13 protein-coding genes are annotated in these 16790 nt (G+C 43.1%); 6 read left to right on the plus strand and 7 right to left on the minus strand.

Features of this window, described 5'->3' with window-relative positions; translation table 11 throughout:
* The first annotated feature begins 55 nt into the window (after positions 1 to 55).
* Entirely contained in the window at positions 56 to 1864 is a 1809-nt protein-coding gene (locus K1Y79_RS09525; RefSeq protein ID WP_220249789.1) for a RagB/SusD family nutrient uptake outer membrane protein, read from the plus strand.
* Positions 1865 to 1873: 9 nt separating this feature from the next.
* Complete coding sequence (locus tag K1Y79_RS09530) at positions 1874 to 2812, plus strand: hypothetical protein (RefSeq protein ID WP_220249790.1); 939 nt, start codon at positions 1874 to 1876, stop codon at positions 2810 to 2812.
* An 80-nt stretch (positions 2813 to 2892) separates the two neighbouring features.
* On the opposite strand, the gene K1Y79_RS09535 is transcribed toward K1Y79_RS09530, so the two are convergent.
* The 4 genes from K1Y79_RS09535 to sppA all read right to left on the minus strand — a co-directional run bounded on the left by K1Y79_RS09535 (position 2893) and on the right by sppA (position 7131).
* Complete coding sequence (locus K1Y79_RS09535; RefSeq protein ID WP_220249791.1) at positions 2893 to 3393, minus strand: DUF2911 domain-containing protein; 501 nt, start codon at positions 3391 to 3393, stop codon at positions 2893 to 2895.
* A 109-nt stretch (positions 3394 to 3502) separates the two neighbouring features.
* Positions 3503 to 4045: an SRPBCC family protein gene (locus K1Y79_RS09540; protein ID WP_220249792.1), complete on the minus strand. Its 543-nt coding sequence runs from the start codon at positions 4043 to 4045 to the stop codon at positions 3503 to 3505.
* 50 nt (positions 4046 to 4095) lie between these two features.
* Positions 4096 to 5199: an ABC transporter permease gene (locus tag K1Y79_RS09545; RefSeq protein ID WP_220249793.1), complete on the minus strand. Its 1104-nt coding sequence runs from the start codon at positions 5197 to 5199 to the stop codon at positions 4096 to 4098.
* Positions 5200 to 5367: 168 nt separating this feature from the next.
* Positions 5368 to 7131: a signal peptide peptidase SppA gene (gene sppA, locus K1Y79_RS09550; protein WP_220249794.1), complete on the minus strand. Its 1764-nt coding sequence runs from the start codon at positions 7129 to 7131 to the stop codon at positions 5368 to 5370.
* 90 nt (positions 7132 to 7221) lie between these two features.
* Between sppA and folK the strand changes: the two genes are divergently transcribed.
* Positions 7222 to 7713, plus strand: coding sequence for a 2-amino-4-hydroxy-6-hydroxymethyldihydropteridine diphosphokinase (folK, locus tag K1Y79_RS09555; protein WP_220249795.1), 492 nt, complete (start codon positions 7222 to 7224; stop codon positions 7711 to 7713).
* Between the two features lie 16 nt (positions 7714 to 7729).
* Positions 7730 to 8353: a deoxynucleoside kinase gene (locus K1Y79_RS09560; RefSeq protein ID WP_220249796.1), complete on the plus strand. Its 624-nt coding sequence runs from the start codon at positions 7730 to 7732 to the stop codon at positions 8351 to 8353.
* A gap of 266 nt (positions 8354 to 8619) precedes the next feature.
* Here the strand turns inward: K1Y79_RS09560 and K1Y79_RS09565 are convergent, their stop codons facing one another.
* Positions 8620 to 9846: a BaiN/RdsA family NAD(P)/FAD-dependent oxidoreductase gene (locus tag K1Y79_RS09565; protein ID WP_220249797.1), complete on the minus strand. Its 1227-nt coding sequence runs from the start codon at positions 9844 to 9846 to the stop codon at positions 8620 to 8622.
* 171 nt (positions 9847 to 10017) lie between these two features.
* Between K1Y79_RS09565 and K1Y79_RS09570 the strand changes: the two genes are divergently transcribed.
* A complete protein-coding gene (locus tag K1Y79_RS09570; protein WP_220249798.1) occupies positions 10018 to 12471 on the plus strand; it encodes an MG2 domain-containing protein in 2454 nt (817 codons plus the stop codon).
* 80 nt (positions 12472 to 12551) lie between these two features.
* Positions 12552 to 13694 carry a lipase family protein gene (locus tag K1Y79_RS09575; RefSeq protein ID WP_220249799.1) on the plus strand — a complete coding sequence of 381 codons (1143 nt, stop codon included), beginning with the start codon at positions 12552 to 12554 and terminating at the stop codon, positions 13692 to 13694.
* A gap of 948 nt (positions 13695 to 14642) precedes the next feature.
* On the opposite strand, the gene K1Y79_RS09580 is transcribed toward K1Y79_RS09575, so the two are convergent.
* Positions 14643 to 15848: a hypothetical protein gene (locus K1Y79_RS09580; protein ID WP_220249800.1), complete on the minus strand. Its 1206-nt coding sequence runs from the start codon at positions 15846 to 15848 to the stop codon at positions 14643 to 14645.
* A gap of 249 nt (positions 15849 to 16097) precedes the next feature.
* On the minus strand, positions 16098 to 16766 hold the full coding sequence (locus K1Y79_RS09585; RefSeq protein WP_220249801.1) for a glycoside hydrolase family 19 protein: 669 nt from the start codon (positions 16764 to 16766) through the stop codon (positions 16098 to 16100).
* Positions 16767 to 16790: the final 24 nt, after the last annotated feature.

Consider the following 16790-nt stretch of genomic DNA (forward strand, 5'->3'; position numbering starts at 1 on the left):
TGAATCACCCGGTGTTGATAATAACGGGTTATGTGACAACGTCAAACTATCGTAAATGAAAAAAGTCTTCTTAATATTAACTGCTGCGGTGTCTTTGGGCATCTCCTCCTGTAATAAATATCTTGATCAGGTACCGGATGATGTACTGACAGTTGATGATATCTTCAAATCAAAAGACAACACTGACTACTTCCTGGCAAACGTTTACTTTTCGCTACCAAACGAATTACAGCAGCGTTTTACTGGTAACCAGAACTCGGGTGCATGGTATGCCGCTTCGGACGAGTCTAAGTATAACTGGTCGTTCAATTATACTAATAATATGAATACCGGGGCCTGGGCAAGTACCGACGGTACTGCTGCGGTATACTGGAATAATTATTATAAGGCCATCCGTAATGCATCCGTATTGATTCAGAACATTGACAATGCGAATCCGATTGAGGTCAACGAAGGTCTGAAGAAACAGTATAAGGCAGAAGCTCGTGCATTACGCGCCATATTCTACTTTTTCCTCGTAAGGATATATGGTCCGGCGATTATGCTCGGAGAAAATCCAATTGACATCAATGCCAGTGTAGATGAACTGAAACTGAAACGTTCGCATATTGACACATGTGTTAATTACATCGTTACGGAACTGGACAAAGCAGCCGCTGATCTGGATGCAAAAGTTCCCAGTGAACAATATGGCAGGATTACCAGTGGAGTAGCTAAAGCTTACAAGGTACAGGCGCTGATGTTGGCTGCAAGTCCGTTATGGAACGGCAATACCGATTATGCAGATTTCAAAAATACCGATGGTGAAATGCTGGTTAACACCAGCTATGATCCACAGAAATGGGTTAGAGCTGCAGCTGCAGCAAAAGAGTTCCTGGACATCTATGTTCCTAGTCAGTACGACCTGTACACCGCTAGTGGAGCTGACGCTTTTACTGCCGCTTACAATGCCTGTCGTCAAGTAGTGACCGTTGAATGGAACAAAGAATGGATCTATGGACGTGCTAATTCCGGAAGTTACCTCCGTTATGACAGGACACCTTTCCATGCGGGTTCACCTGCGAATCAGCGTGGTGCCGGTGCTAATGGCGCTACCCAGGCAATGGTAGATGCTTACTTTACAGCCAATGGCCGTTCTATATCTGACCCTGCCTCCGGCTATGTGGCCAGTGGTTTCTCCAGCTTCAGAGCTCCTTTTGATAACGCAGCCAGAAATACTTATAATCAATGGGTAAACAGGGAGCCGCGGTTTTATGCAGGCATTACCTATAACAATAGTTATTGGCTGTTTCAGGAAGGTTCTACACCTATCATTACCAATATGGAATTTAATGGTAATTCCGGTAGAAGCCAGAGTACATCAGACGTATCTCCTACCGGATATATCGTAAGAAAGGACGTATTCACTAATGATAATGCGCGTGGCGTAGTACTGCTCCGGTTGGCGAATATCTTCCTGGATTATGCTGAAGCATTGAATGAATCTGCGCCAGGTAATGCAGACATCATGAAGTATGTGAATTTAATCCGTAACCGTGCAGGTATCCCTCAGTACGGCACAGGTGAAGGAATGATCCCGGAACCAACTACCCAGGAGGCGGTTCGTGAAGCGATCCGTGCAGAAAGAAGAGTGGAACTGGCATTTGAAAGCTCCCGCTACTTTGATACACGCCGCTGGAAGATCGCTAAAACGACTAATAATGGTCCGGTGTACGGTATGAACATGATGGGTAATGGGGCTGAATTTTATCAGCGTACACTAATAGAAAACCGCATCTTTACAGACAAAGACTACCTGTTCCCGATACCTAATACCCAAATTCTGATCAATCCGAATCTGGTACAGAATCCTGGTTGGAAATAACTAAATCCTATGAGAATGCTGTTTTTTCATTTAGCACTCCTGGGAATCTTATCTACTTCCTGCAAACATGAAGCGGAGGTAATAAGACTAACAGGTAATCAAACAGATCCCAATGCTCCTTCTTCCACCTGGAAGGAGCATTGGTTTGAACACAATCAGCTGGTTAAACTGGTATCGTTTAATGAGGAAGTTGGTGTATACTATGACGATGATGTACCTAGAGATATTACCTGGCCGCAAAGAAAATTGACCGCCATCTGGAAATATACTAAAGCAACTTATGGCTCATTTGGTCAGAACAAGGATAAACGGCTGTCAGTCATCCTACACTTTAACAAGTATGGGGGCGGGCATCCGGCTACCTATTTTGACGCAAGTCATGACTACCGGAATATGATAGATGTAGGTTCTAATAATCCATGGACAGATAGCACTGGCTGGAACCTTGACATAGTAGCTCATGAAGTGGGCCATATTGTTGAAGGTGCCTCTAAGGGTATGCATAACTCCCCGGCAATGGCTATCTGGCATGATAGTAAATGGATGGAGATATACCAATACGATGTGTACAAGAATCTAGGATGGGATAACGAGGCTGTACGCTGGTATAATGACAAGATGAATACAGTTGATGACTATCCCAAAGCTGGTACGCAGTGGTTTAAAAATTGGTTTTATCCAATTTATCGTGATCATGGCGGGAAAGATGTCCTGAACGGCTTCTTCACTTTATTATCCAGGCATTTTCCTTCCAGGACTATTGGATTGGGTAAGGAATACACCAGAGATATGAATATGGGTGAATTTGTACACTTCTGGAGCGGGGCTGCTCATATTGATCTTAAGCAGCTAGCATTGGATGCATTCGGTAGCAGGGATGAGCAGGGACAAGATTGGGTATCTCAATTGGATCAGGCAAGGAGAGAATTTCCCGGCATCACTTATTAGTCAGTTGTTGTTTCGTTTCGTTATAAAAAAAGCGTCTGCTGTATAGCAGGCGCTTTCTCATTTAGCAAATACGCTATTTATTATTTTACTGGTACTTCCACATGCGTCTGATCCCATTCTACCACCAGTTTGTTAGCTGGAACAGTGATGGTAAGTTTTTCAACAGGCGCACTAGTTTTGGTAGCCTTCGCTTTTACTTCCAGTACATTCTTGCCTTTGATCTCCTCATATTTATATGCTCCCCATTGCTTCAAGTCACTATTGAGAATGAATGTCCACTCGTTTGCCTCAGGGATAGTGAACAGTGTGTAAGTACCCGCTTTTACAGGCTTACCTCCGAAGCTGCCATCTTTAGCAAATGTTATCTCAGTAGCCTCATTAGCACCTAGGCGCCATACTTTGCCATAAGGCACCAGCTCGCCGAAAATAACTCTGCCCTTTTTAGAAGGTTGACCGTAGGATACTTTTACATTTTTTCCTTCAGCAGTCACGCGTGGACTTTGCTGTGCTTTTTTCTCCTGAGCGGATACAAAGCTGCTGGTACCTGCCAGCAATGCAAAGAATAAGAGAACGTGTTTCATAGTAATGTGTTTGTTAGTTTTACTATTCAAAGTTTTATGAAAATACACTCTTTCAGTCAAACATTGCTACCGTCTGTAATAATTAGGAAACGCAGCAATAACAATCAGATTATTTCTGTTCACAAAGATTTCTCAGTTTGGTAAGCCCGGTTTCCAATTGAGGCCCTGTAAGCTTATCAGCCAAAAAACCTCTGAGTTTCCACCATGGCAGCATGCCGAGTTTGGTTTCCAACCGCCATTGAATAGCTGTACCCTTTCCATCAGCAGAAGGTTTGATCTCAAATGCACCGGTCATTGGCTTCATCCTGGAAAAGTCCAAATTATAGTATACCCCTTTTGCCGGGCTACTTTCTGTAATTATAACTGTACCGGACACAGGCTTTTCCCGCTGCATGCCAGACCATGTATAACTTGCGCCCTTACCTTCTTTCTTATCAGCAAATGTAATCTTTTGAGCCACATCAGGTGCTGCCCAAGGATTCCATTCAGGCCAGGTTGACAGGTTATTGATCTGTGCATACACCTTTTCTATTGGTGCGTCGATTACTCCAGAACGCTCTACAATTGCCCGAGAGGGGAATAAAAGAGATATCAGGAAAATCATGGTTCCGAATACGATAGCGCTAAGCAGCAATAATTTAATAAAACGCATATAAATTGTTTCCCGGGTACAGTCACCCGCGTTTGAAATCAGTTTTCACATTATTCCCAGCGGAATACTTTTACCGCTACAATATAAACCACTACACCCCATGCGGCAATCACTCCTAACTCAAATCCGACATTCCAGATATGCTGCCCTTCAAAAGCAATCTTTCGGAAAGCGTCATTCAGATATGTTAGCGGCATAATACGGCATAGTGGCTGCAACCAGGAAGGAAAGGAGTCTACCGGTACAAAAGTACCAGCCAGCAGAAATTGTGGTAAAGTGATTACGTTAGCAATTGGCGGAATAGTACTCTCACTGTTTGCAATTCCGCTTACTACAAAACCAAAGCCCATAAATACTACCACACCGAATGCTGTGAGAAAGAGCATTTCAATGAAGGTGCTCCATCCGTGTACAAGGGTAAATCCGAAAGCAAAATAGCCTATTGCAATAATCACAATTGCTCCCGCTACTTGAAACACAAGACGAGCCAGGGCCTCTCCCAATACGATGTAAAGACGACGGATTGGTGTGGCAAAGAAACGTTTAAGTACCAATGTCTGTCGTAAATTATAGAAAAGGAATGCCGTGCTGAATACTGCCGCACTTAACAGCGAAAAACTCAGCAATCCTGGTAATATAAAGTCTATAGTACGGTAACGACGCCCTGGCAGTACTTCAATAGGTTCAAGTTTAGCGATGGACCTTCTTGGATAATAGTTGTCGTCTGCTTTGTAAATGAGGCTAGTAAGTATACTATTAAATAGCGAGATTTTATCTACGGATGCTGTTGACGTACGTACTTTCACATTACTAGAGGGTACACTATCCTGGGATGGCTGCGGAGTAATGCGTATAATAGCCGTAATACGTCCCTTCCTGAGTGCCTCCTCCATTTCAGCGGCTGGTTCGTCAGTGACTAACTTCAAGCTTTTCTCATTAGCCAGTTGCCGGTACAGATAGCTGGTCGTGTCTGTTGTCGGATCTACTCCTACCTTAACAGAAATGCCATTATCACCGATAAAGCCGAATACCAGGATAAATACCAGAGGGAATCCCAGACTAAAAATTACTGCCGAGGGACTTCTCAATATTCCTATCAAGCTTGCTTTGGACATGGCGAGTAGCGCCTTCCACTGATTGTATTTAACCGCCATACTTACTTTCGCTGGATCTGTTCTAAAAAATCGCGTAAAACTACTATTGTTTTACCCATTTCCATAAAAAAACCTGCCGGTTAAGGCAGGTTTAATACTATTTTAAGTTATAACAGGGAATTTTTCCAGTCCTCCCTTAGACCAATAAGTCCTTGTTTATCAATATTATTACCTGATCTCCATGAAATATGGCAGTTTTGCCTGAATTTCTCCTTTCATCTCTTTCACCTCCTTTAACTGCTGATATATTTTATACTGATCACCCAATTCTTCTTTTACGGCAGCGTCAACGCGGGCGCTCACACCAAAGCTCTTTACCATACGGGATATGGAAGCATCTGTTTCAGGATATTCACGGAGGCGGTATGAGCTAACCTTAGCCATACCCGCGGCGCATCTAATGGCGTCGCTAATACCACCAATCCTGTCAACAAGACCAAGTTGCTTCGCTTGCACGCCACTCCATACGCGCCCCTGGGCAATACTATCCACGATCGGACCACTAAGTTTACGACCTTCTACTACACGGCCCTTAAAGGTACTATAGATGCTATCGATAGAATTTTGTATGAACCTCTTTTCAATCTCAGTCAACGGGCGGGATGTGTTACCCAGGTCAGCATATTCCGCTGTTTTAACACCGTCGAATGTAACTCCCAGCTTATTTTTGAAAAATGACTGCATATTAGGCAGTACAGCAAAAACGCCGATAGAACCAGTTAGCGTATTAGGTTGTGCAAAGATCGTGTCGGCCATACAGGAAATGTAATAGCCGCCTGAAGCAGCATAGTCCCCCATTGATACAACTACAGGTTTGCTTTTTTTAGCCAACACCAATTCCCGCCAGATAGATTCTGAGGCCAAAGCACTACCACCGCCGGAATTAACGCGGAATACGATAGCTTTTACTTCCTTATCTTGTCTGGCCTCGCGGATCAGTTTAATAAAGTGTCCACTGCTTATGGTACCCTCTTTCTCACTGTCCCCACCAACAATATTACCTTCTGCATATATGACTGCAATCTTATTATCAGCGCCCTTGTCCTCTGTCAGATCGGTTGCGCTCATATACTTGGAAATGGACACAAATGATACGTCTTCACTACCTTTCAACCCAATTCTGGACTTAATTTCGTCCATCACCTGGTCATTGTACTTAAGACCGTCCACCAATTTATATTTCAGCGCGTCGCCAGCTTCCTGAATCAACCCTTCATTAGCAAATCGGTGAAGGCTGCTGGTATCTATTTTGCGAGATATACCTATATTTTTAAGGAAGTTGCCATAAAGATCTCCGAGGTAAGCATTGGTTTGGATACGGTTGGCCAATGTCATCTCAGTTTCACGTAATGGCTCAGTAGCACTTTTGAAACGGCCATCATAAAAGATCTGTGGTTGAATTTCCAGCTTTTCCAATGCTCCTTTCAGGAAGGTAAGCTGGGTGAAGAACCCATTAAACTCTATGCCTCCCTTAGGATGTACATAGACCTTATCAGCCAGGGAAGCTATATAATAGCTCTTCTGATCCATTGTTTCACCATAGGCTAACACGAATTTACCCGACTGCTTAAAGCGCAGCAGGGCATTACGAACCTCCTCATTGGTGGCGAAACCGTTGGCATTATTATCAGCCTTTAGGTAAATCCCTTTAATATTATCATCTGTTTCGGCATGTTTTACCAAGCGTACCAGGTCATTAACGCCGGGAACATTCTTAGGCTCCTGACGCAAAAAAGCATTGAGCGGGTTGGATACCTGCTGTTCATTATACTGCTGGCTGGTCTCAAGGACGAGTACACTGTTGGGCGACAGGGTAACAACTTCGGAGCTTAAGGCGCTGCCAATAAAGCCCGACAGTACGATCACCCCGAGAATGATGATCACTACGAAGGCCAGCAACGTGGCAAAGAAAATTTTAAAAAAGCTACGCATTATAGAGGATTTAGTTTTAAAGCAGGCTGTGGCCGTGCTCCTTTTTTCCAAAAATAAAGAATATGTCTACTTTTGGGCTGTTGAAGATACATGAATAAAGCAATATTACTTATAGGTGGCAATCTTGGGGACCGTACAGGTCATCTCCGGGAGGCAGTCAGGCGGATAAATGAGGAAATAGGACAGATCGTTAAGATTTCGTCGCTATATGAGACAGCTGCCTGGGGCGATGTAGCGCAACCAGACTACCTGAATCAGGCTCTTTTTGTTTCCACTGACATGGACGAACGAACGCTTCTGCATACTGTCCTGGAGATAGAACAACAGATAGGCCGGGTGCGCCGGCAGAAATGGGGAGCCCGGGTAATAGATATTGATATCATATTCTATAATGACGCTATTATCAATATGCCAGACCTGAAAGTACCGCATCCCCAGATGCAGTTCCGCCAGTTTGTACTGGTTCCGTTACAGGAAATCATTCCTGAATGGGAACATCCTGTGTTGCATCAAACCGTCAGGATACTGCTTCAAAATTGTACAGATCAACTGCCTGCGAGAAAATATGAAAGTGCAGGATAAACTATTCAACTGGTTCATGAAATATAGATATATTACAATAGAAGGGAATATTGGCGCAGGCAAGACGACTTTAGCAAACAAACTTTCCGCACATCTGAGCGCTAAACTGATTCTGGAGGAATTTGCAGATAACCCGTTTTTGCCCAAATTCTATGAAAAGCCTCAGCAATACGCCTTCCCGCTTGAGCTCTTCTTCATGGCAGAGCGCTATAAGCAGTTAAAAGAAATGCTGCAGATGCAGGATATGTTCAGCAATCTGGTAGTATCTGATTACCTCTTTATAAAGAGTCTTTTATTTGCCAAAATTAATCTTAAAGAAGAAGAATATAGCCTGTATCACAAACTGTTCGATATCATCAATCCTCAGTTGGTACAGCCAGACCTGTTAATATTTTTGAATGCGCCTGTCAGTAAACTACAGCTAAACATTAAGCACCGCAATCGCTCTTATGAACAGCAAATAGAAGATCAATACCTGACCAGCGTTCATGATATGTATATGCAGTATATACGGCAACATCCTGTACGTGTGTTAATGGTTGATATGACCAAAACTGACTTTGTAAAGAATCCAGGGGATTTTGAACGACTATTAAATGCGCTGGACAAAGATTATGAAACCGGTATACATTATTTATAATCAGGGACTAAGGACAATTGTATCAGCAAGAAATGGCCGTTCAGCCAGTAAAACTAACCGTGAACCTATTATTGAAAGCTTCAGATTAGCCTTAAAGCAACAACATGCGGTATGATTGGCATTACCTAATGTCGAAAATTTAAGCGCCTAAAGAAGCCATAGATAAGGTACGCCCGGTAAATAGGCCAGTACAATTATCTATGGCTATCCGCAATTACTCACCAGCCGCTTTCGACATCCTGTCACTCCTCATGGATAATCCAGGCTTATGCCTTCTGACCGAGTTGCGCAGCAATCCAGCCACTTGTCCAGGCATGCTGAAAATTGAATCCCCCAGTTATACCGTCAACATCCATTATTTCACCTGCAAAAAATAATCCAGGTGCCAATCGGCTTTCCATTGTGGAAGGGTCTATCTCTGATAATTGTACACCCCCGCAAGTGACAAATTCTTCTTTAAACGTAGTCTTTCCCTTTACAGGGCATTCCATAGCAGTCAGCAATTTAGTTAGTTTATGCTGCTCTTTCGATGGCATATCCGCCCAACGAATTTCTTCTGCAATGCCAGACTGCTGTAATAAGAATTGCCAAAGGCGTTGCGGCAGACCAAAAGGATTTTTATTATGCATCTTCTGACCGCCAAGGGAGAACCTCAACCCCTGAATTTCATCTCTCAAGGTATTTTCATTAAATGCTGGTAACCAGTTAATGATTGCTACAAATTGATACTGAATAGCCGCAAGTTCGCGTGCCCCCCACGCAGAAAGCCTCAATATGCAGGGTCCGCTCATTCCCCAGTGGGTAATAAGCAAAGGACCCTTTTCAAGGAGTTTAGTACCTGCTACTTTAACCATAGCTTCTTCCACACTAATACCCATTAGAGCAGTAATAGGATTGCCTGGCATATTAAATGTAAAAAGGGAAGGCATCGGATCAATGATCTGATGACCAGCTGCTTTCAGCCATGTAAACTTGTCTACCTGAGCATAGCCGCCGGCAGCTACGCAGACATAGGTGGCTTTTAACGAACTGCCGTCTTGTAATTGAACGTTCCAGTCATCCCCGTCTTTGATTATTGCAGTTACTGCCGCATTCATTCTTATTTTAACTCCATATTTATCAGCTTCTCGAAGCATACAGTCAATAATTGTCTGCGAACTATCTGTGACAGGAAACATTCTGCCATCAGCTTCGGCTTTGAGTGAAACACCCCTTTCCTTAAACCATAAAATAGTATCAGGTACAAAAAACCGGTTAAAGGCCTTTTTAACAAAATGCTGCCCTCTCGGATAGCGTTTAGACATATATAATATGTCTGGGGCATTATGGGTCACATTACACCTTCCTCCTCCAGAAACCTTCACTTTAGATAAAAGTTTACTACTTTTTTCTATCAGTATGACTTCCAGGTCAATATGAAGCCGAGCAGCGTTTACCGCACAAAAAAAACCGGCTGCTCCTCCTCCAATAACTACTAATCTCTTGTTTATCATTATCTTATAAAACGAGTTGTGCAAAATTCACATTCCTGTCACAATAATAATTCAAAGCTGGGACATTCTAATTTATTAGCTACCAATAACATTATTTGCATATATTAATTTTTCAGTCTATTTTGCATATTATATTTTTTGATACTATATTGTCGCAAAATGTTGTTCCACATGCAATCTGTGTTCTCTAAAAACAAAAAACGCTTTAAGTGGCTCCTTCCCGCGTGTCTGCTCGGGATTACAGGTGCCCTTGCATTTTACCCTGCCGACGAATGGCAGGATAAAATCACTGAAGCCTTGGAACTGTACAGCAAACGCTTTCCCCAGGAAAAGGTCTACCTGCACCTGGATAAAGATTATTATGCCGCTGGGGAAACCATGTGGTTCAAAGCGTATGTTTTGCTACAAGGCCAGCCATCTCTTTCTGCTACCAACCTGTATGTAGAACTGGTTGATAAAGGCGGGAACGTGGTAAGTAAACGACTGATCTCCGTCGGTGGTGCAACCGGTTCTGGTTCATTTGAGTTGCCGGAGCATCAGAAACCAGGTCAATATCAGCTGCGTGCATATACCGCATGGATGCTGAACTTTGACGCTGACTATCTTTTCTATAAAAGCATTGAAATATTTGACCCCGCTAAACCGGCAGGGCCTGCAGCAAGACCAGCTTCTGCTGATTTTGCAGTAAACTTTTTCCCGGAAGGCGGTAACCTGGTCGCTGGTATCCCAGGCCGTGTTGCATTTAAAGCAATTGATCAACAGGGCTATCCCACAGAAGCAAATGGTATTATCCAGAATTTGAAAGGCGAAACGGTTGCACAGGTTAAAACTACCCGTGACGGTATGGGTATGTTTGAACTAACTCCGGCTGCAGGCGAGACCTATAAGGCGCTGATGCAAACTAATAAGGGCCTGCAAAAAACCGTTCTATTACCTGTTGTCAAAACAACAGGCGTAGGGATGAAAGTTTTTAACAAGGGAACCCGTATATTCTATCAGACATCTCCCGCGACTAAAGACAATCCGATGTACAATAATATGATGATCGTTGCACAGATGCAGCAACACATCGTGTACAAGGCTAAGCTGAACGCCGGAGAAGGTCAAATGAGTGGTTTCATTCCTACCAAAGAACTACCATCTGGTATTCTTCAGCTGACAGTATTCAACAGCGATGGTTTGCCATTGGCAGAAAGACTGGCTTTCGTTAGAAAGAACGACTTCCTGTCCCTGAACCTGCAGAATATGGCTATTAATACACAGCCAAGACAGAAAAACACCCTGGAGATCAAGATTCCGGATACAATGCTGACAAGCTTATCGGTATCAATTACAGATGCAGATAATATTGTAAAAGATCAGGACGAGAATAATATCCTTTCCAACCTGCTGCTGACCTCCGATCTGAAAGGCTACATCGCTAACCCTTCTCAATATTTTAAAGATGCTGATCCTACTACCCTTGCAGGTTTGGATCTGGTGATGATGACCAATGGATGGAGAAGATTTAGCTGGGACAAAGTACTGCATAACTATATGCCTGACATCAAGTTCCCTTATGAACAGGGCTTGCTGTTAAAGGGCCTCGCTACTACCAACAAAGGGGCTTCTGCGCTTGCCAATGGTAAAGTAGACTTTATCCTCAAGCAGCCTATCGATACTTCTACTGCCTTCTCCTCTGTGACTACCAACGATAAGGGTGAATTTGCCGTAGATCGTCTGCAATTCGTAGATACTATCAACGTATTCTATCGTGCGAACGATCCTAATAAATCATGGAAAGACGTTGCTGTGAAGTTTGAGCCTCACTTCTTTGAAACGACCAGTAACGTTACCCTGCCTTATCCTTTCAGAACAGGTGTGGAAATTGAATCAAGAGTACTGAATACCTATTTGTCTACTGTAGCTGAAAATACCGCTGTAAACAAATCTATTCAGAACAAACCGATCTTCCTGAAAGAGATTAACATACGCGAGAAACGCCTCAACAAGACTGAAAGTGTTGAAGCCCGTTATACAACTGGTATGTTCCATGCAGGTGATGGTTATTCTTTCGACCTGACCAGAGATGAAGTAGGTAGTCTGAGTATCTTCCAATACCTCCAGTCTAAAGTTCCAGGTCTGACTATTAACCTGTCTGATCCTACAACTGGTCCGACTATGCAATGGCGCGGTGGTCCTCCGGTATTATTCCTGAATGAAATGCCTACCAACGTAAATATGCTGAGCAATATCAATATCGGCGACGTAGCATTTATTAAAGTATTACGCCCGACGTTTGTTGGTGGCTTTGGTGGTAGCTCAGGTGCTATCGCTGTATATCTCAGAAAAGGCGGTGACAGCAAAAATGATGTGGATACCCGTGGATTTGAAAAATACAGAAAAGGCGGTTATAACATCATGAAAGAGTTCTACGCACCGGATTATACCGTTCGTAGAGACATTCACATACTACAAGACAAAAGGCTGACGCTTTATTGGAATGCTAACCTGGTAGCAGATACCCTGACGCACACCGCTAAAGTCTCCTTCTATAATAACGACTTTACAAGACGCTTCCGTATAGTAGTAGAAGGTATGGGTGAAGACGGATCACTGGGACGTACAGAACAAGTATTACAATAACGACAATAGCCCCTGGCTAATAAAAAATAGTCCATAGTTCATCACTATGGACTATTTTTATTTATACAATATGCCAGGATATGAAGACTTATATAATTAGCAGATCCAAAAGCCATTCCGCTTATCAACGCCTACTCAGATTAGTACTTACAGGGTGCCTGGCTCTATTAATGCCTGATTTAGCAATAGCCCAACATCTTAAACCAGGATTTGATTCCAAAGAATACCTTGATATGCTGGCTATCGACTTCCTCCATGCTGATACGCCTTGGACTAACAACCAGATCGTCCCCCCTGAGCATGCCAGACTTATGTACCGGTCTCCCGAGACAGGGCTGCATAATCGTTGGGACTTGTGGTTACGTGATGACCAGACGGCTGTCATCAGTATTCGAGGGACGGTAGGCAATAAAGAGTCCTGGATGGAGAATTTCTTTGCCGGTATGATACCAGCTTCCGGGCAACTACAATTAAATGATAGTACAATCTTTAAATACCGGCTTGCAAAGGAGGATAAGGCATTTGTGCATGCCGGCTGGACATTGGCGCTTGCCAGTATGGCACCTGATATTGTTAAACATATCAAAGAGCTACATCAAAAAGGCATTAAAGAGTTTCTCATTTCCGGCCATAGCCAAGGTGGTGCTATCTGCTTTCTGCTACGGTCATATTTGCAATACCTCGATGATCCTGATTTTCCGAAAGACGTTATATATAAAACATATTGTAGTGCTGCGCCTAAACCAGGCAATCTTTATTATGCCTATGATTTCGACTACATTACCAGAAATGGTTGGGGCTTTCGTGTAGTGAACACAAGGGATTGGGTACCGGAAACGCCTTTTTCTCTGCAGACTACCAATGACTTCAATACACCAAACCCTTTTATGAATGTTAAAGATGCCCTTAAAAAGCAGAACATCTTTATACGGCTGATAGTCGGAGGTATGTACAATAAACTAGACCGTAGCAGCAAAAAGGCAAGCCGGCGTATGCAGAAAATGTTAGGCAAAAGATTATCAAAACTGGTAAAAAAGTCTATGCCGGAATATGTACCTCCCCCCTTTGTAGAAAGCCATGCTTATAGTCCTGCGGGCACCCCTGTAATACTGTATCCAGATGCTGCATATGATAGCAAGCATGTCTTCGACGGAAAGAACATCTTCCTTCATCATATGTATATGTCTTACAAAGAACTTGTGGAACGTATTTATCAGGAATAATTCATAGTCTTTGCATATGATCTAAGACACACTATGACAGCTAATTCATTTGTTAACAAGGGGTTAACTTTTAGATTAACCTGAGGTTAACACTTCTATTTTCTTTTCGTGGTATGTTTGTATTGATAAAAGCAAAAGCACGTTGTCCTTTACTTCCAGGCTTCTCATACATAAGTATGAGAGCTTGGGTGGTAAAGGGATTTAAAACGAAATTTGAGATAACACGCTATACATACCCTGCAATATGGTTTAAGATATCAGAGGGGGGAACAATATAGATAAATATACTTTACATGACTACCAGTAACTCACTGTAGTCAATCTAAATCAAAAACCAACTAACGGAAAAGGTCTCGTTTTCACGAGACCTTTTTATCTTTTAATAATATTCAAGCATCATGTTTATTTATCTAGTGCCGGCGCGATATCAACCGGACCAACTGCTAACCTCTGAGCTTATGCAAAAATTAGATAACTTAAGAGTAATCCATCCATGTGTCGGTGCAATATCAACTGGGCCAACTGCTCGCCTCTAAGCTTATAAAGAAATTGGACAACTTAGAGAGTATCATACACATGTCCAGGCGATATTGCCAGATATCAGCGCGCGGTATTAACCGGACCAACTGCCTCTGAGCTTATACAGAATAGAACAACTTAAATAGTAATCCATCCAGGTGCCGGCGCAATATCAACAGGATCAACTGCTAGCCGCTGAGCTTACACAGAAATTGGACAACTTAAATAATAATTATCCACGCGCCAGTGCAATATCAACAGGACCAACTGTTAACCCTAGGCTTATGCAGAATTAGACAACTTAAATAGTAATCCATCGAGGCCGGCGCGATATCAACCGGACCAACTGTTAGCCCTGAGCTTATACAGTAATTGGACAACTTAAATAGTAATCCATCCAGGCCGGCGTAATATCAACCGCACCACCTGCTAGTCCCGGAGCTTATGCAGAAAAGTGGACAACTTAAATAATAATTCATCCTGCAGACCAGCACGTAACTTGGCTTCCTCATCTGTAATACCCAACTTCTTCATCCGTTGATAATATCCATAAGAGCCGCCAATTAGTTCCAGGCACTCTTCAATCTTACTTCTTATTTCTGCTTCCTTATTCTTTTTGTCGTATTCCTTCCGGGAAAGTATCTTGTCAACAAAATATAGATTATCCTTCGTTTCTACCCACTTGCCTCTGGACTGATGCTGCGGCTTATACACTTCAAGGTAGCAATCATCCAATTGCAGTATTTGTCCAAATTCAGCCCTGACATCTATAGCTACCGGTTTGCCCTTCTGTGCTCCGGATATTCTCTTTTTGATGAAAACGCTGATCTCATTACCAGCTTCGCCGCAAGCCATCAACATCTGTGTAAGCTGGGAAAATTCCATGACCATTGTTACCCGGAGGTAACGGCTGCCAGATTTCAACTTACCAATGATACTGGGCGTTTGCTGCTCGTCAAACAAAATATCTTCAACCTGCAACTTGTTTACCATGCGCAGGTTCGGTGTATACCCCTCAGATGCTGGCAATGCCTTTTTACCTGCTGTTTTCGCATTATGCTGCTTAAGTGAATGCTGCACAAAATCATCAATGAAGCGCAGGTCATGCTCCTTCATCCGGTGATAAAGTTCATGCGTATTATAATGCACAATCTTACTAAGTAACAACATATCATCCCAGCAATCAGCATACTGGACTTTCTTCAGTTCGTCAAGTACATCTGCCGCTATCATGTTCCTTCGGTAAAGCAGCTCCCCGATCATAAAAACCGAATAATCATTTACCGGATACCCAAGCTCTGGTAACAGATCGTATGGCGTTTTCTTCAACTCCTTAGCCTGCTCCAGTTGCTCCAGATCAGACATTACAGGCGACAGCAAATACTTCCTGGCTGCTGTACGCAGTTTCTTACTCACATAGTCCAGTAGATGTTCATTTACTTCACGCTGGCTGACAAAGTCATGCAGTATCTGCACAAAACGTTTAGATGCAGGCAAGCCGAACTGTAGCAGAATATCATTTTCCATATCCAGTACACTTGCTCCACCCGCCTGTTCCCTACTGGTCTTACTACGCGTTTCCTGCCGCTGGCAGCGCTGATAATATTCCTGTAATTTCAGTTTAAGCTTATCCATATATATGTCTTATTAAATCATTTCTAATACATCCCGATCCGTCAGAACAATAAATGCCCTGTCCGGTTCCGGATTTAGTTAAAATAATGTCCAAAGCAAACACAACTGCCAGTTACAGCAATTACAATTGCTTGTTTTACAATAAGTTATTCAATGGGAGTAGTATGATGATTTAATGGGAAGAATGCAAATATACAGATTTTGGGGCATCGCCCCAATCAATAAGTGTCAACTAATTGTCAATCGATACTAAGCAATCACAGCTTTAGCCTGCTGCCAGAACTCTTGCCGGTCGTCGTAACCATTCAGTCCGCCATTGATTTTAATTGTCAGCCACTGAAACTTATTATAGACCTTACCCCTGTAAGTTGTAGACCATGCATCCGGCTCATCAGCCACCTGGTTCAGACCCTTATATACTGTCCAGAACCAACAGGCAGAGGCTACCGCATATTGTGGCGTTGTCAGCAGATCCGGTGCATCCAGAAAGGTCTTTCTATCCCCTGTCAATGCCTTGCTGCAATCACTATAAGTCTTCCTGCCAGTAAGCTGAATAAGCCCACGACCGCGAAACCGCCATCCATCTCCGGAGCTTTCATCACCATTACCCATCCTGTTTCCATAGACGCGGTTAGCAATCCTGTCAGGCTTACCCGCATAAGCCTGGGCAACTGCCATATCAGGAAAATATTTCGGAAAGACTTTCAGTAGTCTGTCCGCCCTGTAATTCAGATTCTCTGTCACCACACTGAATTGTCCGCTTTCATGGGCCAGGTGAGCCAGGAATGCGCTGCTTCTGGCAGGAGTGTTGATCTGGTACACAGGCATTTCCTGATTCAGGTATGGCAGGTATTGCTGAATGTTTGTCGTGGTGGCGCCAGGCATAATTGCCTTTAACTGTTCGCTGGTAATATTCATGAGGAGTGTGAGATTAACCTTACA

Origin of the sequence: Chitinophaga rhizophila (genome assembly GCF_019492185.1) — a bacterium.
In the GTDB taxonomy this organism is placed as follows: domain Bacteria; phylum Bacteroidota; class Bacteroidia; order Chitinophagales; family Chitinophagaceae; genus Chitinophaga; species Chitinophaga rhizophila.